Origin of the sequence: Nocardia sp. NPDC051756 (assembly GCF_040681495.1) — a bacterium.
In the GTDB taxonomy this organism is placed as follows: Bacteria; Actinomycetota; Actinomycetes; order Mycobacteriales; family Mycobacteriaceae; genus Nocardia.
Genome location: NZ_JBFAYV010000004.1, coordinates 466,108 through 490,806, shown reverse-complemented (window position 1 = coordinate 490,806; position 24,699 = coordinate 466,108). Strand labels below are relative to the sequence as shown.

General features: G+C 67.7%; 21 protein-coding genes. 6 read left to right on the top strand and 15 right to left on the bottom strand.

The window, feature by feature from the left end:
• Positions 1-87: 87 nt before the first annotated feature.
• The 7 genes from AB0M22_RS19245 to AB0M22_RS19215 form a co-directional block, all read right to left on the bottom strand.
• Complete coding sequence (locus tag AB0M22_RS19245; protein ID WP_364728184.1) at positions 88-1,224, bottom strand: Hsp70 family protein; 1,137 nt, start codon at positions 1,222-1,224, stop codon at positions 88-90.
• 549 nt (positions 1,225-1,773) lie between these two features.
• Positions 1,774-2,448: a hypothetical protein gene (locus tag AB0M22_RS19240; protein WP_364728181.1), complete on the bottom strand. Its 675-nt coding sequence runs from the start codon at positions 2,446-2,448 to the stop codon at positions 1,774-1,776.
• A gap of 254 nt (positions 2,449-2,702) precedes the next feature.
• Positions 2,703-3,698 (bottom strand): sulfate ABC transporter ATP-binding protein, encoded by a 996-nt coding sequence (locus AB0M22_RS19235; RefSeq protein WP_364728178.1) that lies wholly within the window; start codon positions 3,696-3,698, stop codon positions 2,703-2,705.
• A complete protein-coding gene (gene cysW / locus AB0M22_RS19230) occupies positions 3,695-4,501 on the bottom strand; it encodes a sulfate ABC transporter permease subunit CysW (RefSeq protein WP_364728175.1) in 807 nt (268 codons plus the stop codon). Before cysW ends, AB0M22_RS19235 begins: the two co-directional genes overlap by 4 nt.
• A complete protein-coding gene (gene cysT / locus AB0M22_RS19225; RefSeq protein WP_364729805.1) occupies positions 4,498-5,280 on the bottom strand; it encodes a sulfate ABC transporter permease subunit CysT in 783 nt (260 codons plus the stop codon). Before cysT ends, cysW begins: the two co-directional genes overlap by 4 nt.
• 127 nt (positions 5,281-5,407) lie before the next feature.
• Positions 5,408-6,454 (bottom strand): sulfate ABC transporter substrate-binding protein, encoded by a 1,047-nt coding sequence (locus AB0M22_RS19220; RefSeq protein ID WP_364728172.1) that lies wholly within the window; start codon positions 6,452-6,454, stop codon positions 5,408-5,410.
• A 203-nt stretch (positions 6,455-6,657) separates the two neighbouring features.
• The gene (locus AB0M22_RS19215; RefSeq protein WP_317983926.1) at positions 6,658-6,747 is read right to left on the bottom strand and encodes an Ms4533A family Cys-rich leader peptide; all 90 of its coding nucleotides are present in this window, start codon (positions 6,745-6,747) and stop codon (positions 6,658-6,660) included.
• 71 nt (positions 6,748-6,818) lie between these two features.
• On the opposite strand from AB0M22_RS19215, the gene AB0M22_RS19210 reads away from it, so the two are divergent.
• Positions 6,819-7,874 (top strand): M48 family metallopeptidase, encoded by a 1,056-nt coding sequence (locus tag AB0M22_RS19210; RefSeq protein ID WP_364728168.1) that lies wholly within the window; start codon positions 6,819-6,821, stop codon positions 7,872-7,874.
• Positions 7,875-7,947: 73 nt separating this feature from the next.
• Here the strand turns inward: AB0M22_RS19210 and AB0M22_RS19205 are convergent, their stop codons facing one another.
• The gene (locus AB0M22_RS19205) at positions 7,948-8,214 is read right to left on the bottom strand and encodes a hypothetical protein (protein ID WP_364728165.1); all 267 of its coding nucleotides are present in this window, start codon (positions 8,212-8,214) and stop codon (positions 7,948-7,950) included.
• Between the two features lie 127 nt (positions 8,215-8,341).
• Between AB0M22_RS19205 and AB0M22_RS19200 the strand changes: the two genes are divergently transcribed.
• Positions 8,342-10,339, top strand: coding sequence for a glycoside hydrolase family 15 protein (locus AB0M22_RS19200; RefSeq protein ID WP_364728162.1), 1,998 nt, complete (start codon positions 8,342-8,344; stop codon positions 10,337-10,339).
• Positions 10,340-10,351: 12 nt separating this feature from the next.
• Here AB0M22_RS19200 and AB0M22_RS19195 read toward each other — a convergent pair whose 3' ends face one another.
• Both AB0M22_RS19195 and AB0M22_RS19190 read right to left on the bottom strand, forming a co-directional pair.
• Positions 10,352-12,151, bottom strand: coding sequence for a dynamin family protein (locus tag AB0M22_RS19195; protein ID WP_364728159.1), 1,800 nt, complete (start codon positions 12,149-12,151; stop codon positions 10,352-10,354).
• A 74-nt stretch (positions 12,152-12,225) separates the two neighbouring features.
• Positions 12,226-14,466, bottom strand: a complete 2,241-nt coding sequence (locus AB0M22_RS19190; RefSeq protein WP_364728156.1) for a hypothetical protein — start codon at positions 14,464-14,466, stop codon at positions 12,226-12,228.
• Between the two features lie 382 nt (positions 14,467-14,848).
• Here AB0M22_RS19190 and AB0M22_RS19185 point away from each other — a divergent pair, with 382 nt between their 5' ends.
• The 3 genes from AB0M22_RS19185 to AB0M22_RS19175 are packed head-to-tail and all read left to right on the top strand — an operon-like array spanning position 14,849 to position 17,270.
• Entirely contained in the window at positions 14,849-15,226 is a 378-nt protein-coding gene (locus tag AB0M22_RS19185; RefSeq protein ID WP_364728153.1) for a hypothetical protein, read from the top strand.
• 23 nt (positions 15,227-15,249) lie between these two features.
• A complete protein-coding gene (locus tag AB0M22_RS19180; RefSeq protein WP_364728151.1) occupies positions 15,250-15,939 on the top strand; it encodes a response regulator transcription factor in 690 nt (229 codons plus the stop codon).
• Positions 15,936-17,270 carry a HAMP domain-containing sensor histidine kinase gene (locus AB0M22_RS19175; protein ID WP_364728148.1) on the top strand — a complete coding sequence of 445 codons (1,335 nt, stop codon included), beginning with the start codon at positions 15,936-15,938 and terminating at the stop codon, positions 17,268-17,270. The genes AB0M22_RS19180 and AB0M22_RS19175 overlap by 4 nt, the downstream gene beginning before the upstream one ends.
• Before the next feature lie 3 nt (positions 17,271-17,273).
• Here AB0M22_RS19175 and lepA read toward each other — a convergent pair whose 3' ends face one another.
• Positions 17,274-19,121, bottom strand: coding sequence for a translation elongation factor 4 (gene lepA, locus AB0M22_RS19170; RefSeq protein WP_364728144.1), 1,848 nt, complete (start codon positions 19,119-19,121; stop codon positions 17,274-17,276).
• Between the two features lie 302 nt (positions 19,122-19,423).
• On the opposite strand from lepA, the gene AB0M22_RS19165 reads away from it, so the two are divergent.
• Positions 19,424-19,975, top strand: a complete 552-nt coding sequence (locus AB0M22_RS19165; protein ID WP_364728141.1) for a type II toxin-antitoxin system PemK/MazF family toxin — start codon at positions 19,424-19,426, stop codon at positions 19,973-19,975.
• Positions 19,976-20,036: 61 nt separating this feature from the next.
• Here AB0M22_RS19165 and AB0M22_RS19160 read toward each other — a convergent pair whose 3' ends face one another.
• The 4 genes from AB0M22_RS19160 to AB0M22_RS19145 all read right to left on the bottom strand — a co-directional run bounded on the left by AB0M22_RS19160 (position 20,037) and on the right by AB0M22_RS19145 (position 24,434).
• Entirely contained in the window at positions 20,037-20,822 is a 786-nt protein-coding gene (locus AB0M22_RS19160; protein ID WP_150403048.1) for an aquaporin, read from the bottom strand.
• 96 nt (positions 20,823-20,918) lie between these two features.
• On the bottom strand, positions 20,919-21,761 hold the full coding sequence (locus tag AB0M22_RS19155; RefSeq protein ID WP_364728137.1) for a transglutaminase family protein: 843 nt from the start codon (positions 21,759-21,761) through the stop codon (positions 20,919-20,921).
• Positions 21,758-22,729: an alpha-E domain-containing protein gene (locus tag AB0M22_RS19150; RefSeq protein ID WP_364728135.1), complete on the bottom strand. Its 972-nt coding sequence runs from the start codon at positions 22,727-22,729 to the stop codon at positions 21,758-21,760. Before AB0M22_RS19150 ends, AB0M22_RS19155 begins: the two co-directional genes overlap by 4 nt.
• Before the next feature lie 7 nt (positions 22,730-22,736).
• Positions 22,737-24,434 carry a circularly permuted type 2 ATP-grasp protein gene (locus AB0M22_RS19145; RefSeq protein ID WP_364729803.1) on the bottom strand — a complete coding sequence of 566 codons (1,698 nt, stop codon included), beginning with the start codon at positions 24,432-24,434 and terminating at the stop codon, positions 22,737-22,739.
• Positions 24,435-24,699: the final 265 nt, after the last annotated feature.

Genomic DNA, 24,699 nt, shown 5'->3' with positions numbered 1-24,699 from the left:
GGTGGCCGCGGCCGCACTCGACGCAGCTCACTCGACAGGCAGATCCGGCGGCGGCCGCCCTCGTCACCACCGCCACCGGATCACCCGTCAACGCAGTCCGAGCTGCGCCAATCCCACGACCACGCCGTCGGCAGGCAGCGCGAGTGCCATGCCGATGCCGGCGACGGACAACCCGGCGGCCAGCGCGACTCTGCTCAGTCGCTGCTTGGTCCGTTGCGACAGCACCATCGCCCTGGTGGCCGCCCGCCGGTGCGCGCCCTGGCGGCGCTTGCCGTGGTGTTTTCCCGCCGACTCCTCGGCGGCGACGGCCGCGCGGCGGCCGATGATCGCCGCGCCGTCGGCGATGGTGCGCTCCGGGTCGGGCGCCACGATCACCGGCCGGGCCAGCTCGCCCGCCAGCACCTGGGCCACCTCGACCGGCCGGGCCGCACCGCCGACCACGACGACGCAGTCGACGTCGGCCATGGTGACGTCCGCCGCCCGCAGGCATCGGTAGACGAGTTCCAACGAGGCCCGCACGTGTTTGGTGCGCAACTCGTCCGCAGTCGTGCCCGTGACCGAACCGGATATAGAGGCCGACGGCAAACCGTGCCCGGCCCGCGAGGCGACCAGCGCACCGAAGGCCCGGCCGCCGTATTCGGCGGAGTACATCGGCTGCCCGGCGATCGGATTGCTCGGGCAGCCCGCGCCGACCCGGACCAGCGTGACGTCCAGACTCGCGCCGCCTAGGTCATAGACGAGCGCCAGCCCGGGCATCAGCGGGCCGCGGTCGGATTCCAGCCAGGCCACCGCCGCGATGGGTTCGGCGACCAGTTCGACGCTGTCCAATCCGATGGCATCCAGCGAGGCGCGCAGATCGCCGATGTGCGTCTCGGTGTAGCGCGCCGGATAGGTGAGCGCGATGCCGACGTCGCTGCTGTGCGCGTCGTGCTGGGGCTGATCCAGCAGCGTCTCGCTGATCAGGCACTCGGCCACCACCGCAACCAGATCGGCGGGCGAGAGGGCGCGGTGGCCGACCCGCGCCGACATGATGGACCGCTGGGTGAGATCGGCGAACTCGATGATCGCGCGCCCGTGCCGCGGGATCATGCCGACCCGGGCCAGACCTGTGCTGTCGAACGTGAGTGTTGTTCGGCGGGTGATGGATTGGGAGCGCTGGGCCCATCGGCGGCCCGGCGGAGCTTTCGCTGAACCCTCCTCCGCGAGCGCGGAAACCGTGTTCACCGTACCGATGCTCAAACCGAGACCAACCGCCATCGCAATCCTCTGATCGCCGAGCCGATTTGCTTCGAACTCTGTCCACGCAACCACTCCGCGACCGGCCTGCCAACCACCGGACACCACGTTGTCCGCAGCCCGCCTGTTTTGACACAGGTTGCATAGCACAAGCATCCATCCTGGTCACCTGCCCTGGACGGCGGCGAATGCGTCGGCGGCCGGATCCCACTGCGACACGCCGATATTCAGCGATGTCCCATCAGTGTTTGCGGGAGCCTTCGACAACCGCACAGACGACAGGTCCCGCACGCGAATACACGTTCTCACATGCTGTGATAGCCCCTAACAATCCCCGGAAAGCCGGACACCGGACCGCGGGAGGCGGATACTGTCTCGACTCGCCGAGACGACACGCGCCGCGCACATCTTGAACGGACGACCCGATACGCCGCCGGCGCAACCTCGTACCCGATTCCGCGGCGTCACCCACCCTCGACAACGCACGGATTTCCGTGTGCCAGCACAAGATCAGCAACGTCCCAGCAGCCGGATGATCTACCGCACCGGCTGCGCCTGAATCCGCACCGTCCGGTTGTTCGCGGTCTCCCGCAGGATCCACAACGCCATCTGCGCGGCCTGTTCCTGCCATTGCGCGTACAGCGTCGGGAACGCGGACCGCTGGGCATCCTGCGCCGACTGCCACAGCGGCCGATCCAGATAGTCCGGTGCGCGAAAGAGTAAGGCGTCCAAGAACTTTCCGGTCGCGTACCAGGGATCGGTCACCTGTTCCGGCGCACCCCACCCCGCGGACGGACGCTGCTGGAACAGTCCGAGCGAGTCGTGATCGACCGCGACGGTGAAGTTCCGCAGCGTGGATTCCTGCAAGGCGGTGGCCAGCGACACCACCGCGGCATAGACCGGCAGCCCGCGCCGGCGCACCACCTCGACGATCACCCTGGCGTTGTCCCATTGCTCCGAGCTCGGCGTGAAATGCTGCTGCCGCCCTTCCACCCCATGCGGAATCACCAATGGCAAAGCGCCGTCGGCATACGGATCGGGCAGCGGCGGAGCGAGCGGGGTGGAATGCGCTTCCAATGCCACCGGTGGCGCGGAGATCGGCCCGGCAGGATCGACGAGCGGTGCCGGTGCGGCGACCGCCGAATTCGACTGGATAATCACGGCGGCGCTGACCGCGGTCAGCGCGAAAACAACTCTGTGGGTAATGGACATGGCGATGGATCAACTCCCCGCCTCCGACAAACACCCTGCTCATGCCAACTATCCCGGCAAGGTGAGCGGCGGCGATCGGCGGCCGGGGCGGCTCCCCGGCCGGGGTGGACTACCATCACGAATACACTTTCAGCAATCACGTTCCGATAAATCCGGAACCCGCTTTCGCATTCAGACACTAAGAGTTGAGTCGAGGACTTTTCAGTTTCGACACGCCGCTATGGGGTACTTATTTATTTTTGTGCGCAATTCATTTATTGCGCGGGCAACTCCGGGATTCTCGTCGCGCGGGCGTACACGGTTTCCCCGTCGGACAGGCGCAGTGCCTCCGCGTCGCCGCGGGTCACCTGCGCGGCGAACAGATCGCCGGTCGCCGCGTTGCGCAGTTCGACCCGCACCTCGAAACCGAGATGCACGACCCGTTCGACGGTCGCGCGGGTGACGCCCGCCGAGTCCGCGGTCCCCTCGTGCTCGGCCTGCGCCATGCTCGGCTCGCGCCCCACCCGGATGTCGTGCGGACGCACCAGATGCCCGTTGAGCCGCGCCACCGCACCGAGGAACGACATGACGAACTCGTTGGCCGGCCGGTCGTACACGTCCTCGGGCGTACCGACCTGCTCGATCCGCCCCTTGTTCATCACCGCGATCCGGTCGGCCACATCCAGGGCCTCCTCCTGATCGTGGGTGACCAGCACGGTGGTCACGTGTACCTCCTCGTGCAGTCGGCGCAGCCAGGTGCGCAGATCGGCGCGCACCTTGGCGTCCAGCGCGCCGAACGGCTCGTCGAGCAGCAGCACCTGCGGGTCGACCGCGAGCGCGCGGGCCAGCGCCATCCGCTGACGCTGACCGCCGGACAGCTGGGCCGGATAACGATGCTGGAAGCCGTCGAGACCGACGATGCCGAGCAGTTCGTCGACCCGCTTGGCGATCTCGTGCTTCGGCCGCTTACGGATCTTCAACCCGAACGCCACATTGTCGCGCACGGTCATGTGCTTGAACGCGGCGTAATGCTGGAACACGAAACCGATGTCGCGCTTCTGCGGCGGCACCCTGGTCACGTCGTTGCCGCCGATCAGCACGATGCCGGAGTCGAGCGATTCGAGTCCGGCGATCGAGCGCAGCAGCGTCGACTTGCCCGAACCCGAGGGCCCGAGCAGGGCGGTCAGCTCGCCCTTCGGGATATCGATGGTGACGTCGTCGAGCGCGGCGAACGAACCGTAGTTCTTCTTCGCATTGGTCACGGTGATCATTTGGTGCCCCGTTTGCGTTCGAGGAGGGTCATCAACAGGAGGGTGATGAGGGCGAGGCCCATCAGCAGGGTCGCGGCCGAGTAGGCGCCGAAGGTGTTGTGGTCGTTGATGTATCGGCCGTGCACCAGCAGCGTCAGGGTCTGCGACTTGCCGGGCTGCGCGGACGACACCATGATCACCGCACCGAATTCGCCGAGCGCGCGGGCCACGGTGAGCACGACGCCGTAGGTGAGACCCCAGCGGATGGCGGGCAGGGTGATCCGCCAGAACGTCTGCCAGCGGGTGGCGCCGAGGGTGGCGGCGGCCTGTTCCTGGTCGTCGCCGATCTCGTGCAGCACCGGCTCGACCTCGCGCACCACGAACGGCAGCGTGACGAAGATGGTGGCGAGCACCATGCCCGGCAGGCCGAAGATCACCTTGAAGCCGGCGCCCTCCAGCCCGCCGAACCAGCCGTGCACGCCCCACAGCAGGATCAGCGCGACGCCGACCACCACCGGCGAGACCGCGAACGGCAGATCGACGATGCCTTGAACGAGTGTGCGGCCGGGGAACTTTCCGCGCACCAGCGCCAGCGCGGTGAAGATGCCGAAGATGACGTTCAGCGGGACCACGATCGCCACGATGATCATGGACAACTGGAACGCCGAGATCGCCGCGGGCGTGGTGATCGAGTCGATGAACGCGCCGATGCCCTTTTCGAAGGTGCGCAACAGGATGATGATCAGCGGCGACACCAGCAGCACGAACAGGTAGCCGAGCGCGACGACCCGCAGCGAAATCTTGGTCGGCCAAGAAAGATTCATCGCGTCTCCTGTTCCTTGCGCACACTACGCTCGGCCAGCAGTCGCAGAATGAGCAACGACGCGAACGAAATGGCCAGCAGCGCAACCGAAACCGCCGCCGCGTTGATCGGCCGGTCGATCTCGATCTGCTTCTGGATGTACTGCGAGGCCATTTCGGTCTTGCGCGGAATCGCGCCGCCGATCAGCACCACCGACCCGTACTCGCCGATGGCGCGGGCGAACGCGAGCCCGCCGCCGGAGATGATCGCCGGGCCGAGCGTCGGTAACACGATGCGGCGGAAGGTAGTCCAGTTGTCCGCACCGAGCGACAACGCGGCCTGCTCGACCTCGCGGTCGGCCTCGATGAGCACCGGCTGTACCGAGCGCACCACGAAGGGCAGCGTGACGAACGCCAGCGCGACGATCAGGCCGGGCTGAGTCGCGTTGAGGTGGATGTCTATCGGGCTCTGCGGGCCGTAAAGCGACAGCAGCACAATGCTGGCCACGATCGTCGGCAGCGCGAACGGCAGATCGATCAGCGCGTTGACGATCCCCTTGCCGGGGAAGTCGTCGCGCACCAGCACCCAGGCGATGAGCGTGCCCATCACCACGTTGATCACCGCGACCACGATCGAGACCAGCACGGTGATCCGCAGCGAATCCAGCGCCGCGGGCGCGCTGATCGCGTCCCAGAAGCCGGACCAGCCCTCGTCGAACGAGGTGACGGTGAGCGCGGCCAGCGGGAGCAACACGATGATGCTCAGCCACAGCACCGCGATGGCGATGCCGAGCGGACCCACCGAGCCGGTTACCCGTAGCCACGACCAATCGAACCGGCCTGCGGGGCTACCGCCGGGAGCCGGCTTGCTCCCGGCGGCGGTGCTGCTGTCAGTCACAGTCGTCCAGTATCCCGTGCGCCGAACCCGGTTACTTGGTTGCCTTGTCGTAGATCACCGCGACGGAGCCGGTGTTCGGGGTGAACAGCTCCTTGTCCACGGCCTTCCAGCCGCCGAGGTCGCTGATGGTCCACAGCTTCTGCGGGGTCGGGAAGTCCTTGGCGAAATCGGCCGCCACCTTCGGGTCGACCGGGCGGAAACCGGCTGTCGCCCAGGCCTTCTGGCCCTCGGCGGTGTAGAGGAAGTCGCGGAACGCGACCGCCTTCTCCTGGCTCTTGCTGTTCTTGAGCACCGCGACCGGGTTCTCGATCTTGAACGTGGTGGACGGGACGAAGTGCTCGATCGGGTCGCCGTTGCGCTCGGAGAACAGCGCCTCGTTCTCGTAGCTCAGCAGCACGTCACCGGTGCCCTGCAGGAAGGTCTCGGTGGCCTCGCGGCCGGACTTCGGCTGCACCTTCACGTGATCCTTGGACACCAGCTGGCTCAGGTAGTCCAGGCCGGCCTGCGCGTTCTTGCCGCCCTCGGACTTGGCCGCGTACGGGGCGAGCAGGTTCCACTTGGCCGAGCCGGAGCTGAACGGGTTCGGCGTGACCACCTCGACGCCCGGCTTGAGCAGGTCGTCCCAGTCCTTGATGCCCTTCGGGTTGCCCTTGCGGACCACGATCGCGACGACCGAGCCGAACGGAATTCCCTTGGTGGCGTCGGCATTCCAGTTCGCGTCGACCAGGCCGGCGTCGACCAGGCGGGTCACGTCGGGCTCGACCGAGAAGTTCACGATGTCGGCCTCGGCGCCGTCCTTGACCTTGCGGGACTGATCGCCGGAGGCCCCGTAGGAGCCGTTGACGACGACGTTCTTGCCCTTCTCGGTCTTGTTGAACTCGGGCACCACCTTGTCGAATCCGGGCTTGGGGACGGCGTAGGCGTAGAGGTTCAGCGTGCCGCCGCTGCCGTCGGCGCCACCACCCCCGGCCGTGTCACTGGCTCCACCACCGCACGCGGTGAGGGCGACCGCCGCGAACGCGGTGAGGGCGGCGACGGCGGTGCGTCGGCGCGGGGAGAGCCAAAGTTTGCGAGACATCGGGGTGGGCCTTTCCTACGGACCGCCGACTCGGGACCTCGAGCGGCGGAGAGAACTACTGTTGGATCGGTAGACCTGCCGCCGCGTCGATGCGAGCGGTGGCGTGGCTATCGGCCGGTAGGCCATCAGGGTTCGGGGACGTCTGCGAAAAAGTTGCACGCCAGTCTACGAGGGAGGGACGCGCAAACGTGCCCGGTAGCCGATCAGCGACAGAGAATGTCGGCGACCGCGAGATTGCCGACCGCGATCAACGCCAGTTCATGGCGGACCCGCGGGACACAACTCGAAGACACGGGCAGACTGTAGCAGAGGCCGAGGCCCGAGTTCGAATCACAGAGTTCCAGGAAGAGGGGGGTTTCATCCCATGACTAACAGCCCGGATCGCGTCCGCACGAGATTTCCCGGCATCAGCACTCGCGCGTGGGAGCACCCCGCCGACCGCACCGCGTTGGTCGCGCTGCGCACGCTGTCCGGATTCGACGCCATCCTGCGCACTTTGTCCGGTTTGCTGCAAGAACGCCAGCACCGGCTGCTGTACCTCGCGACGGCCGTGCGGGTCGACGAACGACAGTTCCGTTCACTGCATCAATTGCGCGAGGACTGTGTCGCTGTGCTCGATGCCCGGACCACGCCGGAGATCTTCGTGTTGCAGAGCCCGCACGTGAACGCCTTCACCATCGGCATGGACCAGCCGTTTATCGTGCTGACCACCGGATTGATCGATCTGATGGATACCGAGGAGTTGCGTTTCATCGTCGGGCACGAGCTCGGCCACGCGCTGTCCGGGCACGCGGTGTACCGCACCATGCTCATGCATTTGCTGCGCATCTCCGCCAGCATCGGCTGGATGCCGGTGGGCGGCTGGGCATTACGCGCGATCGTCGCGGCGCTGATGGAATGGAGCCGCAAGTCCGAGTTGTCCGGCGACCGGGCCGGGCTGCTGTGCGTACAGGATGTGGACGCGTCGGTGCGGGTGCACATGAAGACCGCGGGCGGCACCTGGATCAAGGAGATGAACCACGGCGCGTTCCTGGCCCAGGCCGACGACTACGAACGTTCCGGCGATCTGCGCGACGGCGTGCTGAAGCTGCTCAACCTGGAATTGCAGAGCCACCCGTTCTCCGTGCTGCGCGCCGCCGAGCTGCGCCGCTGGATCCAGAGCGGCGACTACGACCGCGTCCTGGCCGGCGACTACCCGCGCCGCGACCAGGACAAGAACACCAGCATCTCCGAGGAGATCAAGGAAGCCGCCCGCACCTACCGCAACAACTTCGATCAGTCCGAGGATCCGCTGATCCGCACGGTGCGCAACCTCGGCCGCGATGTCGGCTCAGCGGTCAGCACGGTGGGTCAGGAGGTCGGCGAGACCGTCTCCAAGATCGGCAAGCGGTTCAACGACTGGCGCACCGGCGAGAACTAACGGGTGACGAGCCAGGCCACTACGACGAGGACGAGCAGGGCGATCAGGGCCAGCTGGACGCGCGAACGGGGCATCAGCGGGCACCGCTCTGCACGGTCGGGCGGATGTCGCCGTCCGTGAGGTCGGCGGGCACGGTGTCGGGCACGGCGGGCAGCGCCTCCTCGACGCCGTGCCTGCGGTCGAGGATCCGCAGCAGCGCGCGCAGGGTGCGGTCCAGCAGGTAGGCGATGGCGAAGCTGACCGGGACCATGCCTACGAGCACGACGAGGAACTGCGGGATGAACGGGAGTCCCGCGACCCACAGCTCGAAGCTGTCCCACCAACCTGCGATCTGATGCACCAGCCCAGCCTAGTAGGTCCACCTGAGAGCGAGGCAAGGTGAATATTCGGTCACGGCGACCACGGCAAACATGCCGCGACGGCACAGACAGTGGACGGGAGGCTCCCGTCGGCCCGAAGATGAGGTCATGTCGTCCACCGAGTCTTCCGACGATCTCACCGTCGATGAGCCCTATGACCTGCCGGTGCTCAGCCATCTGACCGAGTCGCACCGGCACGGCGCCTTCCCGCCGATCGACGACTACGCGTTCCTGTCCGACTGCGAGACCAGCTGCTTGATCGCCAGCAACGGCTCAGTCGAATGGCTGTGTGTACCCCGTCCGGACTCCCCCAGCGTCTTCGGCGCGATGCTGGACCGCAGCGCGGGGCACTTCCGGCTCGGCCCGTACGGCGTCAATGTGCCGAGCGCGCGCCGCTACCTGCCCGGCGGGATGATCCTGGAGACCACCTGGCAGACCGAGACCGGCTGGCTGATCGTGCGCGACGCGCTGGTGCTCGGCCCGTGGCACAACAACGACCAGCGCTCCAAGACCCATCGCCGCACGCCGATGGACTGGGATGCCGAGCACATGCTGTTGCGCACGGTGAAGTGCGTGAACGGCACCGTGGAGCTGGAGGTGAGCTGCGAGCCGTCCTTCGACTACCACCGCGCGGTGAGCCGCTGGGAGTACACCGGCAAGGTCTACGAGGAAGCGACCGCGGTCCGCACCGACGACCCGAGCGCGGGCCCGAGTCTGGTGCTGACCACCGACCTGAGGCTCGGGCTCGAGGGCCGGGAGGCGCGCGCCCGCACCAGGATGTCGGAGGGCGACGAGAAGTTCATCGCGTTGACCTGGTCGGAATTGCCCGCGCCCAAGTCCTACGAGGACGCGGCGCAGAAGATGTGGCAGACCACGGAGAGCTGGCGGCAGTGGATCACCCAGGGCAACTTCCCAGATCACCCGTGGCGCAACTACTTACAGCGCAGCGCGCTGACGCTCAAGGGTCTCACCTACGCGCCGACCGGCGCGCTGCTCGCCGCGGCCACCACCTCGCTTCCGGAAACCCCTGGCGGTCAACGTAATTGGGACTACCGCTACACGTGGGTGCGCGACTCCAGCTTCGCACTGTGGGGTCTGTACACCCTCGGACTCAACCGGGAGGCCGACGACTTCTTCGCCTTCCTGCGCGATGCCACCACCGGCGAGAACGGCGATGCCGTTCCGCTGCAAGTGCTTTACGGCATCGGCGGCGAACGCGAGATCACCGAGGAGACGCTCGATCACCTCAGCGGCTACGACCGATCGCGGCCGGTGCGCATCGGCAACGCCGCGTACAACCAGGACCAGCACGACATCTGGGGCACCATGCTCGATGCGGTGTACCTGCACGTGAAGTCGCGCCAGCAGGTGCCGGAAACGTTGTGGCCCTTGCTCGAACGCCAGGTGCACGCGGCCATCGCGCACTGGCACGAGCCGGACCGCGGCATCTGGGAGGTGCGCGGCGAACCACAGCATTTCACCTCGTCCAAGGTGATGTGCTGGGTCGCGCTCGACCGCGGCGCGAAACTCGCCGAGCTGCACGGCCAATACGAGAGCGCCACCGAGTGGCACACGATCGCCGACGAGATCAAGGCCGACATCCTCGAACACGGGGTGAACGCCAACGGCGTGCTCACCCAGACCTACGGCGGCGACACCCTGGACGCCTCACTGCTGCTGGCGGTGCTGACCCGGTTCCTGCCGCCGCACGATCACCGCATCCGCGCCACCGTGCTGTCCATCGCGGACCGGCTCACCGAGAACGGCCTGGTGCTGCGCTACCGCACCGACACCACCGACGACGGATTGTCCGGCGAGGAAGGCGCTTTCACCATCTGCTCGTTCTGGCTGGTGTCCGCGCTGGTGGAGATCGGCGAACTCCAGCGGGCCAGGCACCTGTGCGAGCGGCTGCTCGGCTTCGCCAGCCCGCTGCGCCTCTACGCCGAGGAGATCGACCCGCGCAGCGGCCGCCACCTCGGTAACTTCCCGCAGGCCTTCACCCACCTCGCCCTGATCAACGCGGTCACCCACGTGATCCGGGCCGAGGACAACCGGAATGCGGGCGGGTTCCAGCCCGCCCACTCCCCCGCGAACAACCCTGGATAGCAGGACTTTTCGTCAGACGGCCAGACTGTCGGCCTGCTCACGCAGGCCGCGCAGTTTGCCGATCTGCCCGTCGACCTGCTTGATCCGGTCGCCGCTGTGGTCGCCGTACTTCTGGTAGGCCGATTCGGCCAGGCGCAGCGCCTCGTCGGCCTGCTTGGCGTTGTCGCCCGCGATCTCGGTGAAGTGATCGCGCAGCACGCGCTGCATGGCGCGCAACCGATTTCGCGATTCCTTGCTCACCTGGAAGATCACGTCGTCCATCAGCCGGGCCACCGCGACCTTCGCCTCGGCCCGCCTGCGCGCCTTGAGGTTCTTGCGCTCGTCCCACAGCGCGTTGATGCCGAGCAGCACACCGGCGCCGATCGAGTACCAGTTCACCAGCGACATCTTCAGGATGCTGGTGACCAGGCCGACCATCAGGACGCCGCCGTAGGAGCCGCGCAATGCGGACAGGAACTGTTGTCCCACTCGGGCTTTCGCGCTCTCCAGCGGTTCGAGCGACTGCACCTGCTCGAGCACCTCGCCGGGGTTCTCCAGCCGCATGTTGGGCAGCGGCGCGGCCCGGTTGTCGGCCAGGAACTTCGAGGCCACCTGCTCGGACAGCTCGACCGAACGGTAGTGCGCCATCACGAAGTTCTCTTCGACCGCCTCGCAGATCCGCGCGTCGAGGTCGGTGCCGAATTCCTTCCAGCGCCGCGCCGGATCGTGCTGCATGATCTCGGCCTCGGCGTCGCGCACCAGGCTGCGCAGCCGGTGCCGCAGGTCGTGTTCGATGTCGGCCATCAGCTCTGTGCTGCCGTCGACCAGCGTGACCTGCCAGTTCGACGTGCGCTGGCGCTGCTGCTCCGCGTCGTCGCGGGCCCGGACCAGCTTGTCGGTGATCTCGGCGCGCATGCGCGGATCGCGCAGCGACTCGACCTCGTTGCGCAGGGTCAGGCCGAGATGACCGCTGACCAGCCGGATGTCCTGCACCGCGGCCTCCAGCGCGACGCTGTCCGCGCGCGCGACCACATAGTCGCGCAGGTGATCGATCAGCTGCGGCACACCGGATTCGATGTCGCGCTGATAGTTTCCGGTCAGCCCGGCCTGCCGGTGCAGTTCCGCGGACACCGGCGCCACCGCGAAACCGAGCCCGGCCGCGTCGAGCAGTTCCCGGTTGCGCTGCTGGGTGTGCGACCAGTGGGAGAACTGGTCGATCTTGTTCAGCACGCAGATGACGGTCGGGCAGATCTGCTGGATGCGTTGCAGGTAGGCGATCTGATCGACGGTGAGTTCGGTGGCCGCGTTGGTGACGTAGAGGACCGCGTCGGCGGCGGCGATCATCGACGTGGTGGTGTTGTCCGCCCCGCGCGCGCCCGGCGCGTCCATCACCACGACGCCGTCGGCGAGCAGTGAACTCGGCTGGGTGAACTCGGCCCGGATCACGCCGAAACCGGAGATCGCCGGACCGGGATCGAGCGGATCGACGGACTGCCGCTCAGTGCGCCCGTCGACCGAACGCACCAGCGTCGCAGTCGGTTCCGGCCCGTACTCGACGATGACCGGTACGCTCAGGTCGCTGTCGGTCGCGCTGACCGATGCGCCGACCAGGCTGTTGACCAGCGTGCTCATGCCGTTCTTCGGCTCACCGACCACCACGAGGCGCACCCGCGGATCGCCGACCCTGGCCCGGACCATGCTCAGCCGACTGCCGAGATCGTCCCGCCCCGCGAATCGGGTCATCTCCCGCAGTTCGTCCAGTATCCGGATCAGCGGCGCCATCGCGTCCGGATGTTTCACCGTCGCGGCCTTCAGCCCGGCTGCGGCAGACAACCTGCCTCCTTACATGCGTTTGCTCTTGATCGACATGGACGCCCCCTGCGACCCCTTGGTCACCACAAGCTCGGTTACATCAACGCTATGTCCAAGCCGCCCGGCACCATGTGGTGGGTCTCGGCCATCGTCGATTCCGGCAGCAGGCCGCCGGACAGACCGCCGCCGGCCGCGACCGCGAGGGTCGAGTGGTCGGTGTAGTAGGCGTGATCCTGGATCGGCACCATGGTCGTGTCGACCATGTGGGTGCTGTTGATCGGATCGGCGATGGCGTGCGGCTTCGGATCGATCGTCGTCGGCGGCTTGTACGTGGGCACCGGCGCCTGGGTCGGCGCGGGGTTCTGGAAGGTCGGCACGTCGTGAGTCGGCACCGGCACGTCGTGGGTCGGGACCGAGGTCGGCATGTCGGCCGTCGGCACGTCCGCGGTGGGCACGTCGCGGGTCGGCACGGACGGCTCCGGCTGAGTCGCGGTCGGCACGTCCTTGGTCGGCACGGTCGGCTGGGTGGTCGCGCCGCCGCTGGTGCCGCCGTGGCCGGTGCTCGGCCCGGTGGTGCCCGGCGTGGTCACGTCGTCGTCGGACGGGGTGGTCGGGGTGTGCGTCGGCTGGCTGCCCGTGGTCACCGGGACCTTGGTGGTCGGCACGTCCGGACCGGTGGTGATGCCGCCGGGCGAGGTCGACGGATGACCGGCACCCGGCACCTTCGTGGTGACGTCCGGCGTCTTCGGGACGCTCGGCGTGGTCACGTCGGTGGGCACCGTCGGGACCGGAACGGTCTTGGTGATGGTGGTCGGCGTGTTCGGCGTGGTGACCGAGCTGTCCGAGTGCTTCGCCGGGTCGGTCACCGGGGTCGGCTTCACCACCGGCGTCGGCCGGGCCTGATCGAACAGCGCGGGCGTGGCGGCGGCGGGCACGGTCAGCACGGACGGACCCTGCGGCGCCGTATAGACATTCGCGATCGGCGTGGTCGCGACGTCCGGCTGGATCGTGGTCTGCAACGGGGTCGCGGCGACGACCGGCGGGGCGACCACGGGCGCGGCGGTCGCCACCGGCGCCACGACGACCGGCGCGACCGCGGCGGTCGCCACGGGCGCGGCCGCGGCCACGACCGGGGCGGGCGTGGCGAGCGGCTGCACGATCGGCTGCGTGGTGGCGGCCGGCGCCGTGGCGTGCGAATGGTTCGAGTGGTGCGGCGAGGACGGGGTCGCGGTGGTGAGTCCGCCGACCGCGCCGGGCAGGCCGTGGCCGGCCACGTTCGGATCGGTCACCGAGCGGCCGCTGCCGTCGGGCACGTGCAGGCCGCTGCCGAGGAAGTCGGTGAACTGGTCGAGCTGATCGCCCACGTGGCCGATGCCCGCGTCGACCTTCATCTCGGAGTTGAAGTAGATGCCCTGCGGGCCGATGCCGAAGTCGACCGACCACTGGGTGCCGACGAAGATGCCGAGCGGGTCACCGCCGCCGTCGCCGACTCCGTCGAACGGGCCGGTGCCCGCGGTCGAGGCCGCGTGCGAGCCGGGCAGGTCGAAGGCGCCGGAACCCGGTGCGACGAAGCCGTTCGCGCCCGGCAGGCCGAAGCCGTGCCCGGCCTGGCCGAGTCCGTGGCCGGGCAGGCCGAAGCCGTGACCACCGGGCAGGTCGAGGTCGTTGGCCGCGCCGCCGCCGGTGCCCGGCAGGCCGAAGCCGTTGGACGGGCCGGCCTCCGTGCCGGGCAGGCCGATGCCGCCGGTCGAACCCGGCAGGCCCATCCCGGACTCACCGGGGGTCGTACCCGGCAGGCCGAAGCCCGACTGGCTCGACGGACCGGAGGTGCCCGGCAGTTCCATGCCGTGCTGACCCGACGGACCGCCGGGCAGGCTCGGCAGGCCCATGCCGGACTGGCCCGCATCGGTGCCGGGCAGCGCGAAGCCCGCGTCGGTGCCGTTGTAGTCGCCGCCGAGGGTCGGCAGCGGCAGGTTCGCGCCACCGGGGTTGGCGCCGGGCAGGCCGAAGCCGGGAGTGTTGTGCGAAACGGTCGAGTTGCCGCCGTGCGGCAGCGGGGCGGGCTCGACGACCTGGTCCGGGAAGGTGATCACCGGGGAGGGGATGTCGGAGTCGGGATCGCTGTTGTGCGCCCAGCCCGCGTTGCGGCTGTCCGCGTGCGAGGAACCGGGGTGCGCCGGGACGCCGCCGCCGTTCGCCGCAACCAGCGCGCCGCCGGTGACATACGCGCCTGCCCTGGCTACCCGCGCGACGCCGGTGGCCACTCGATAGGCGGTGTCACCCGTGCGCTCGGCTGCCTCGGTGGCGTCGTCATCGAAGGGCAGGTCACGCGTCATGAAAGCTCCATCTCGGGTTTCCAGCAACCATCCGCACCGGCCGGCCAGACCGAGTGAAGATCACCTAACACTATTTCGGGAAAACCCGACTGTCACATTCTGCAGGACTGTAGAGACTCCACAGGTGGCGAGCAACACAACCTTGCCATCCCGAAAACCAGAACGGAAGCCCTATTTCTAGTGGGTTATCCGACCGTACGCGGCCTCAAATTTGCACCATGACCAGGTCAGATTCTGCTGCCCCGCAGCCGCGTCGCACGAAGGTCTTCCAGACCCTAAGAGTTCTCTAACGATTGCTCAACAAGTGGTGAAGATCCTTTGCCTACCGTCGATTTCGTCGGACCAGTCGGACGACAGCATCGATCTGAAGGAGTCACCCCTCATGACTGCACTCATCGGACGCCGGGTCGCGGCCGTGCTCAGCGGCACCGCGCTCACCGCAGCCCTGATCGCGGGCATGGCGGGCGCCGCCTCGGCACAGCCGGGACCGCCGCCCATGCCGACGCAGCCGGGCCCCTATCTCGCGATCGATCCGGTCCCCGGCGAACTCATCGAGTGCCCCGAGATCGGTCCGGACGGATCGGTGGTGATCACCCACGGTGAGGGCGAGCAGGGTCCGTGGGTCACCATCGAGCGCGGCGATCTGCCGCCCGGCGCGGTGCCCGCCACCCCGCTCGACGCCGTCCCCTCCGCGCCGGCCCTGACCTACCCCGGAGTTCCGGCCGACGAGCCGGGGTGCGTCGTCGCCAGCGTCCGCTGACCGGCCGGGACTAATGTTGATCCATGACCGGACACCGGATCTTGGTCGTGGACGACGAGGTTCGTGTGCTCGCGTCGCTGCGACGCGGGTTGGAACTCTCCGATTTCGAGGTAGTCACCGCGGGCGACGGCGCCGAGGCGCTGGCGATGGTGCGCAGCACCTCGCCCGACGCCATGGTGTTGGACGTGAACATGCCGACGCTGGACGGTGAAGGCGTGGTCACGGCGTTGCGCGCGATGGGCAACGACATCCCGATCTGCGTGCTCAGCGCGCGCAGCGCCGTGACCGACCGCATCGCCTGCCTCGAACGCGGCGCCGACGACTACCTCACCAAGCCCTTCGACCTGGGCGAACTGGTCGCCCGGCTGCGCGCGCTGCTGCGCCGCCGGGTCATCACCGAACGACCGGACACGCAGGTGCGGGTCGGCCAGGTGCAGATCGACCTGGCCGGGCACCGGGTGCTGGCCGCGGGCACCCCGGTCGACCTGACCAAACGAGAATTCGAGGTGCTCGCCATGCTCGCCGACAACCCGGGCATCGTGCTCGGCCGCGAGCAGATCCTGGCCACGGTATGGGGTTACGACTTCGCCACCGACACCAACGTGGTCGACGTGTTCGTCTCGTATCTGCGGCGCAAGCTGGAGGCGCCCGGCGCGCCGCGGGTGGTGCACACGGTGCGCGGTGTCGGGTTCGTCCTACGGGAGCAGCCGTGAAAAGGTCACCGTCGCTGCGCACCCGGGTGGCACTGGTCTCCGGTGTGGTCGCGGCGCTCGTCGCGCTCACGCTGACCATCACGTTCGCCGCGTTGCTGAACGCGACCGGTGAGCGGCAGTTGGACGATACGGTCTCGTCGATGGCGGTGCGGGTCGCCCCACCGTTGAAAGGTGTTCCGGCGGAACGGGTTCCGGGGCCACCCGCGGCGGCTCTCACACCACCGTCGCCGCCGATGCCCGCCGATGCCCCCGGATACGCCACCGAGGCGCCGACCGCGGGAGCCACGATCCCCGATGCCGCGGTGACCGCTGAGCGCGGTGACCTGCCGCCCGACGTGGCGATCACCCGGGTCGACGGACTCCCGGGCGTGCTCGTCTCGCTGGACCCCGACCGCGATGTCGTCGCCTCCGCCATCCACCGCAGCCAGCTCATCGGACTCGGCATCGGCGTCGCCGGCGCGCTGACCGCCGCGCTACTCGGCTGGGCCCTGGCCGGTTACGCCGCCCGCCCGCTGCGCAGGCTGGCCACCGCCACCCACGGCATCGACACCCTCGAAGAACTCCCACCGCTATCCGGCCGTGGCGCACGGGAAGCCGAGGAACTCTCCGACGCCATCACCCGCATGCTCACCCGCCTCGAAGCCGCGCACCGCGCGACCAACCACGCCCTCACCAGCGCCCGCGATTTCGCCGCCGTCTGCGCGCACGAGCTGCGCACCCCGCTCACCGCGTTGCGCACCGACCTGCAAGTGCTGGCCACCAAGGAGATTCCCGCCGAACAGCGCGGCGCCATCCTCAACGAGGTGCTCTTCGCCGAACAGCAGATCGAGAACACCCTCACCGATCTCGAACGCCTCGCCGTCGGCGAACTCACCGAGCCCGACGTCTTCGAACCGTTCGACCTGTGCGAAACCCTCGACCGCGCAGCTCAAGACGCGCAACGCAGGCACCCCGCCGCCCACGTCGAACTCACCGAATGCGAGCCCGTCATGGTGACCGGCCTGCCCGGCGGACTCATGCTCATCGTCACCAACGCGGTCGCGAACGCCGTGCAGCACGGCAAGGCCGATACCGTCCGCATCTCGGTAAACCGTTCCGGCGCAGACCAACTGGACATCCTCATCGACGACGACGGCGCGGGCATCCCGGAATCCTTGTCCCCCAACGCCTTCGACCGTTTCGTCAAAGGCCCCGGCTCCCCCGGCTCCGGCCTCGGCTTGGCCCTGGTCCGCCAGCAGGCCGAACTCCACTCCGGCACCGCCGAACTCGCGCAGAGCCCGCTGGGCGGCGTCCGGCTCCAGGTCCGGATCGCCGCGCAACCGTCGAGCTGAGGCCTACTTGCCCTTCGGCTTGTCCGACGCGGCGTCCGAGGACAGCGCGGCCACGAAGGCTTCCTGCGGGACCTCGACGCGGCCGATGGTCTTCATCCGCTTCTTGCCTTCCTTCTGCTTCTCCAGCAGCTTGCGCTTACGGCTGATGTCGCCGCCGTAGCACTTGGCCAGCACGTCCTTGCGGATGGCGCGGATGTTCTCGCGGGCAATGATTTTCGAGCCGATGGCGGCCTGGATGGGCACCTCGAACTGCTGGCGCGGGATGAGTTCGCGCAGCTTGGTGGTCATCTTGTTGCCGTAGGCCTGCGCGGCGTCCTTGTGCACGATCGCGCTGAACGCGTCGACGGCCTCGCCCTGCAACAGGATGTCGACCTTGACCAGCGCCGCGTCCTGCACGCCGGTCTCCTCGTAGTCGAGGCTGGCGTAACCGCGGGTGCGCGACTTCAGCGAGTCGAAGAAGTCGAAGATGATCTCCGCCATCGGCATGGTGTAGCGCAGCTCGACGCGGGTCTCGGACAGGTAGTCCATGCCGCCGAGCTCGCCGCGCCGGCTCTGGCACAGCTCCATGATCGAGCCGATGAACTCGCTCGGCGAGATGACGGTGCACTTCACCATCGGTTCGTAGACGTGCCGGACCTTGCCCTCCGGCCAGTACGACGGATTGGTGACGACGTGCTTGCTGCCGTCTTCCATCTCTACGGTGTAGACCACGTTGGGCGCGGTGGAGATCAGGTCCAGATCGAACTCGCGCTGCAACCGCTCGCGGGTGATCTCCATGTGCAGCAGACCGAGGAAGCCACAGCGGAAGCCGAAGCCCAGCGCCACCGAGGTTTCCGGCTCGTAGGTCAGCGCGGCATCGTTGAGCTGCAACTTCTCCAGCGCGTCGCGCAGGTCCGGGTAGTCGGAGCCGTCGACCGGGTACAGACCCGAGTACACCATCGGGCGCGGCTCGCGGTAGCCGACGAGCGGTTCGGTGGCGCCGTTGCGCGCGGCGGTGACCGTGTCACCGACCTTCGACTGACGCACGTCCTTCACGCCGGTGATCAGGTAACCCACCTCGCCGACGCCGAGTCCCTGGGTCGGCTTGGGCTCCGGCGAGACGATGCCGATCTCCAGCATCTCGTGCGTGGCGCCGGTGGACATCATCTTGATCTTCTCGCGCGGTGTGAGCCTGCCGTCCACCACGCGGACATAGGTGACGACGCCGCGGTAGGTGTCGTAGACCGAGTCGAAGATCATCGCGCGAGCCGGCGCGTCGGCGTTGCCGACCGGCGCGGGCACCGTCTTGATCACCTCGTTGAGCAGTTCGGTCACGCCGACACCGGTCTTGCCCGAGACCCGCAGCACGTCATCGGGTTCGCAGCCGATGATGTGCGCGATCTCGCCGGCGTAGCGGTCCGGGTCCGCGGCGGGCAGGTCGATCTTGTTGAGCACCGGGATGATCGTCAGATCCTTGTCCAGCGCCAGGTACAGGTTCGCCAGCGTCTGCGCCTCGATGCCCTGCGCCGCGTCGACCAGCAGCACCGCGCCCTCACACGCCTCCAGCGCGCGCGACACCTCGTAGGTGAAGTCGACGTGGCCCGGCGTATCGATCAGGTGCAGCACGTAATCGGTGCCGTCGACCTGCCACGGCAGCCGCACGTTCTGTGCCTTGATGGTGATGCCGCGCTCGCGCTCGATATCCATCCGGTCCAGGTATTGGGCGCGCATCGCCCGCTCCTCGACCACACCGGTCAGTTGCAGCATCCGATCGGCCAGCGTCGACTTGCCGTGATCGATGTGCGCGATGATGCAGAAGTTCCGGATCCGCGACGGATCGGTGAACGTCGTGTCGGCGAAGCTGGCGGGCACTCCACTCCTCAGGGTATTGGCAAACTGCCGTCTATCGTCCCATGAGCAGTACGAAGCTCCCGCCAGCGGTGTGGCGAAGTGTGGTGCGACCCGCTCGCACGCAGTGTGCGCTGACACATTCGGTGCCGGATGGCTATGACTCGGACAGCGCCGCCGACTCGGCTTCATCCCTGCTCGCGAGGGCCATTGCCGGGCCTGATCCCCCGACACAGCAGCACGAGCCCAGATCGGCACATTCGTAGTTCGCCGAGGGCGGTCGCGGCGCGGGTGAGAAGACGGCGATGCGCCGTTATATTGCGAATATGGCCCGAAGTTGGAACTCCCTCGGCAAGCAGCTCGGACTTATCGCGAAGGAGCAGGGTCCCAAGATCGTCAGGCAGCAGGGACCGAAGCTGGTGGAGCGGCTGGTCGGTTCGCTGTCCGCGCGGCGGACGCCCGCGGTGAAGGTGCGCCCGACCGCGTCCACCCCGGTGCCGACGGCCGAGCGCGCCCGCCAGATCGTGTACTCGCCGCAGTTGGACGGCCGCGCCGATCCCGGTGAGATCGTCTGGACCTGGGTGCCGTTCGAAGAGGATCCGAGCAACGGCAAGGACCGACCGGTGCTGGTGGTCGGCCGCGATCGCCGGACGCTGCTCGGCCTGATGCTGTCGTCGAAGGCCGACCGGGCGCACGACCCGAACTGGGTCGGCATCGGCAGCGGCAATTGGGATGCCGAGGGCAGGCCGAGCTGGGTCCGGTTGGACCGGGTGCTGGACGTGCCGGAAGCCGGCATCCGCCGCGAGGGAGCGATCCTGGAGCGCAAGACCTTCGACCTCGTCGCCCACCGGCTGTGCGCCGAATACGCTTGGCACTGAGTCGAATACGAAATAGCAACGGGCCCACCGACCCGTGGTCGGCAGGCCCGTCGGGTTCAGCTCAGGAGAGCAGGTTGCGCGAACGGCCGAACAGCAGGCCGTACACCAGCGCACCCAGCGCGCCGCCGATCAGCGGGAACACCACGAACGCCCAGACCTGCCCCATCGCACCGTCCTGATAGGGCGCGACGGCGAGGCTGCGGGCCGGGTTGACCGAGGTGTTGTCCACCGGGATCGAGATCAGGTGGATGACCGCCAGCGTGACGCCGATCGACAGGCCGGCCAGCGGCACATCGGAGAGCTGATCGGTCGAGGCGAGCACCACGAACACCAGCAGCGCGGTCAGCATGACCTCGATGATGATCATCGCGGCCAGCCCGTACCCGTTCTCCAGCACCACCTCACCCATCGGTCCCTTCAACGCCGACGGACTGTGATGCCCCCAGCCGTTCGCGCCGAGCCCGTCGGCCGCGCGGTCATAGGACGGCAGGTTCTTCGCCAGCGCGAACAACACCAGCCCGGCCAGGAACCCGCCGATCAACTGCGCGATCCAATAGCCCACCGCCGTGACCACGCTGATCCGGCCGAGCAGCAGATGCCCCACCGTCACCGCGGGATTCACGTGGCAGCCGGAGATCGGCCCGATCGCGTAGACGAGAAACAGCAGCGTGAGCCCGAAGGCCAACGCCACGCCCAGCGCCCCGACTCGCGGCCCGGCCAGCACGGCCGTGCCGACACCGCCCATCACCAGGACAAACGTGCCGAGCGCTTCGGCGCCCCATTTCTTGCTGTCGGTAATGGGCCCGTACTCGGTGACCTCTTCGACGAATTCCTGAGCCGTTGACATCTGTCCACCTTCCGCGTTCCAGACAAGTAGCTATTGCCAGCCGTGGTATCGCTGAGAAACAGTGCCGTTCAAGATCAACGGTTTATATGACGGACGCTACGCGAGTCGGGTGATCTCTACAACGACCTCGAGATCGGTGGAGCCGCCGCCGGAGAAAATGCCTTTCAACGGCGGCACATCCGCGTAATCGCGGCCGACACCGACGGAGATGTGTTGTTCGTTGATGGCGATGTTGTTGGTCGGGTCGTAGCCCCACCACATGCCGGTCCAGGCCTCTACCCAGGCATGGGACTGGCCGGCCACGGTCACGCCGATGTCGGCGGCCGGGTTCGGATGCAGATAGCCGGAGACGTATCGACTGGGAATGCCCATGCTGCGCAACAGCACCAGGGTCAGGTGCGCGTAATCCTGACAGACGCCTTGTCGTGCGGCGAAAGCCTGCACAGCCGAGGTATGCACCGAGGTAGTTCCGGCGAGATAATTCATTTCCCGGTGCACCCATTCCGCAGCGCGGACAACGGCTTTCGCCGGCGGCAATCCTTTCGCCAATTGCTTGGCGATACCGGTCAGCTTCCGATCGCTCGGCACATACGAAGTGGGCGCGAGCATTTCGTCGAACCGATCGGCGATCCGCGCGTCACGCAATTCATCCCAGTCCAACTCCTCGGCCGGACCGGCGAACGGCTCGGTCTCCACGACGGACGACCCGGTGACCTCCAATTCGGTATGCGGAGCGTGCAAATCGAACGCCGTGACCGCGGTCCCCCAGTAGTCGGTGTAGCGGTAGGAGCGGGTGGACGGCTCCGTCTCGACCCGATTGAGGATCACGTTCTGCCTGCTGTCCGCGCGCGGGGTGAGCCGGGCCTCGTTGAACGACCGGGTGACCGGCGCGTCGTAGACATAACCGGTGGTGTGCACCACCCGGATTCGCCAGCTCATATCTCCCCCTCCACCTGCACGTTGCCGTTGCGATTGCGGTGCAGGTCGGTCCACGCCACCCACGGCGCCGCGTGGAAGTACTGCAACGCGATCGCCTCGCTCACCTCGCGGCAAGTCTTCTGCAACGACATCAGCCGGTTCTGCAAGTCCTCCAACAGCACACCGGGCGGCAGGAATTCGAGCTCGCTGCGCGCACGGCCGAGCAACCGCTGCGCCTCGTGCCTGGCCCCGACCCGGCTGCTCGGCCGCTGATCCAGTTCGGCCAAACAGTTTTCGGCCACCCGCACCGAATGGAACACCGAACGTGGGAAAAGGCGGTCCAGCAGGATGAATTCGGCGACCAGGTTGGCGTCGAGTGCGCCGCGGTGGGTGCGCAGGTAGGTGTCGTGCGCGCCGGCCGAGCGCAGCACGGTCACCCAGGCAGGTGAGGAGGTGCGGTCGCCGGCGCGCGAAAGCAGCAGCCGGACAGTCATATCCACGCGTTCGATGGAGCGGCCGAGTAGTAGGAAGCGGTAGCCGTCGTCGCGGCTGAGCGTGGAGTCGGACAGCCCGGCGAACATCGCCGCGCGGTCCTGCACGTAGTGGAAGAACTCGTGCGGGCCGAGGCTGCGGGCCGCCTTCTCGGCGACCGCGAGGCCGATGTAGGTGGCGTTCAAGCACTCCCACATCTCGCTGGAGGTGACTTCCCGTGCGCCCCTGGCATTTTCGCGGGCGTTGGCGATCGAGTCGATGATCGAGCCACCGTCGTGACTGAAGGCGACGAGGTCGGTGACCGACCAGACGTCCAGGGTTCCTTCCGGCGGCTCGATACCCAAGACTCGCAACAGGACTCGCGAGGTCCGGTCCGGGTCGACGGTGGCGTCCTCGAGCAGTTGATGCACCGCGACGTCGAGGATGCGCGCGGTGTCGTCAGCGCGTTCGACGTAACGGCCGATCCAGTAGAGGGATTCCGCGTTGCGGGCCAGCATCAGCGCATCACCACCCTTGCCGCTGCTGTTGGGTTTGCCCGCCTTGCGACCGGCGTTGTTCCTGAACCGATAGTCGACCGCGTTGTGACTGCCGCTGCTCCTGCTGTTGTTGCTGCTGTTGCTGATTCGCTTGCGACGCGGTCAGATCCCGCCCCACCTCCCGCGAATCCGACTGCGGCGGTTCACCGACCAGCTCCGCCCCGGCCAACTCCCGATCCGCCAGCGAATCCCGCCCGGACAACACCCAGGTGTCCTTACTCCCGCCACCCTGGCTGGAATTGACCACCAGCGACCCCTCCGGCAGCGCGACCCGGCTCAGCCCACCCGGCAACACCCAGACCTCGTCACCGTCGTTGACCGCGAACGGCCGCAGATCGACATGCCGTGGCACCAACTCGTTTCCGACCTTCGTCGGCACCGTCGACAACTGCACCACCGGCTGCGCGACCCACCCGCGCGGGTCCGCCTTGATCCGCCGGCGCGACGCCTCCAGTTCGCGCGGCGACGCATCCGGCCCGATGACAATGCCGTACCCGCCGGACCCCTCCACCGGCTTGACCACCAACTCGCCGATCCGATCGAGCACCTCCGCGCGCTCGTCGTCGAGCCAGCAGCGGTAGGTGTCGACGTTGGGCAGCACCGGCTTCTCGTTGAGGTAGTACTCGATGATCGTCGGCACATACGCGTAGATCAGCTTGTCGTCTCCGACACCATTGCCGACCGCACTGGAGATGACCACATTCCCCGCCCGCGCCGCATTGAGCAGTCCCGCGACGCCGAGCACCGAATCCGGCCGGAAATGCATGGGATCGAGGAACGTGTCGTCGATCCGGCGGTAGATCACGTCCACTTGACGCTCACCCGCGGTGGTCCGCATGTAAACAACGTTGTCGCGGCAGAACAGGTCCCGCCCCTCGACCAGCTCCACGCCCATCTGCCTGGCCAACAGCGAATGCTCGAAGTATGCCGCGTTGTACACACCGGGCGTCAGCACGACCACCGTCGGATCGGCTTCGTTCGGCGCGGCCGACGCACGCAGCGCCGCCAGCAGATGACTCGGATAGTCCCCGACTGCCCGCACCCGATGCGAGGAGAACAGATCCGGGAAGACCCGAGCCATGGTCCGCCGGTTCTCCATCACATACGAAACGCCGGACGGCGACCGCAGATTGTCCTCCAGCACCCGGAAGTCGCCGCGCTCGTCCCGGATGAGATCGATCCCCGCCACATGAATCCGCACCCCGTTCGGCGGCACCAGCCCCGCGGCCTCGCGATGGAAGTGCTGACACGAGGTGACCAGGCGTTTCGGTATCACCTCATCCCGCAGGATGTTCTGCTCGCCGTACACATCGGCGAGGAACAGCTCCAGCGCCACCACCCGCTGCTTGATGCCGCGCTCGAGTTTGGCCCACTCCGCGGCCGCGATCACCCGCGGCACCAGATCCAGCGGGAACGGCCGTTCCTGACCGGACAGCGAGAAGGTGATGCCCTGATCGATGAACGCGCGGTCCAGCGCGGCCGCGCGCGCCGCGAGGTCGGCCACGTCGATCGGCGCGAGCGCGGCGAACAGTCCCTTGTACGGCTGCCGCACCCGGCCCGCACCGTCGAACATCTCGTCGAACGCATTCGCATAGCGACCGGGGCGGTAACCCTCGAATAACCCGGGCGGTGCGACCTTGCCGTTGCCGGCCGCCCGCCCGTTCATACCGACCGGTCCGGACGCGGCGGATCGCGCCGAACGTAGCGGGGAGGCGGGAGTCATGCAAAAATCGTGCTACACGCAGCGGCAATGCTGTGTGTGACACAGGTAAATTTCTCGCATCACTAGTCCGCTACCGGCGATATCCCCCGGTCGATACACCGACCGGTCGGTGCGTTTCGCCGAGGCGGTCCGGTGCTGATTTCGTGCGCCGAGCGGCGGCTGGTATCCTCGACCTTCGGCGTTGCGTTACCCGTTTATCCAGGGTGCG

What these genes read in the sequence shown, in the direction of transcription:
- AB0M22_RS19240 (WP_364728181.1), bottom strand. Translation starts at nt 2,448, where the DNA reads ATGTCCATTACCCACAGAGTTGTTTTCGCGCTGACCGCGGTCAGCGCC.
- AB0M22_RS19235 (WP_364728178.1), bottom strand. Translation starts at nt 3,698, where the DNA reads ATGATCACCGTGACCAATGCGAAGAAGAACTACGGTTCGTTCGCCGCG.
- cysW (WP_364728175.1), bottom strand. Translation starts at nt 4,501, where the DNA reads ATGAATCTTTCTTGGCCGACCAAGATTTCGCTGCGGGTCGTCGCGCTC.
- AB0M22_RS19220 (WP_364728172.1), bottom strand. Translation starts at nt 6,454, where the DNA reads ATGTCTCGCAAACTTTGGCTCTCCCCGCGCCGACGCACCGCCGTCGCC.
- AB0M22_RS19210 (WP_364728168.1), top strand. Translation starts at nt 6,819, where the DNA reads ATGACTAACAGCCCGGATCGCGTCCGCACGAGATTTCCCGGCATCAGC.
- AB0M22_RS19200 (WP_364728162.1), top strand. Translation starts at nt 8,342, where the DNA reads ATGTCGTCCACCGAGTCTTCCGACGATCTCACCGTCGATGAGCCCTAT.
- AB0M22_RS19190 (WP_364728156.1), bottom strand. Translation starts at nt 14,466, where the DNA reads ATGACGCGTGACCTGCCCTTCGATGACGACGCCACCGAGGCAGCCGAG.
- AB0M22_RS19185 (WP_364728153.1), top strand. Translation starts at nt 14,849, where the DNA reads ATGACTGCACTCATCGGACGCCGGGTCGCGGCCGTGCTCAGCGGCACC.
- AB0M22_RS19180 (WP_364728151.1), top strand. Translation starts at nt 15,250, where the DNA reads ATGACCGGACACCGGATCTTGGTCGTGGACGACGAGGTTCGTGTGCTC.
- AB0M22_RS19165 (WP_364728141.1), top strand. Translation starts at nt 19,424, where the DNA reads ATGGCCCGAAGTTGGAACTCCCTCGGCAAGCAGCTCGGACTTATCGCG.
- AB0M22_RS19160 (WP_150403048.1), bottom strand. Translation starts at nt 20,822, where the DNA reads ATGTCAACGGCTCAGGAATTCGTCGAAGAGGTCACCGAGTACGGGCCC.
- AB0M22_RS19155 (WP_364728137.1), bottom strand. Translation starts at nt 21,761, where the DNA reads ATGAGCTGGCGAATCCGGGTGGTGCACACCACCGGTTATGTCTACGAC.
- AB0M22_RS19150 (WP_364728135.1), bottom strand. Translation starts at nt 22,729, where the DNA reads ATGCTGGCCCGCAACGCGGAATCCCTCTACTGGATCGGCCGTTACGTC.
- AB0M22_RS19145 (WP_364729803.1), bottom strand. Translation starts at nt 24,434, where the DNA reads ATGAACGGGCGGGCGGCCGGCAACGGCAAGGTCGCACCGCCCGGGTTA.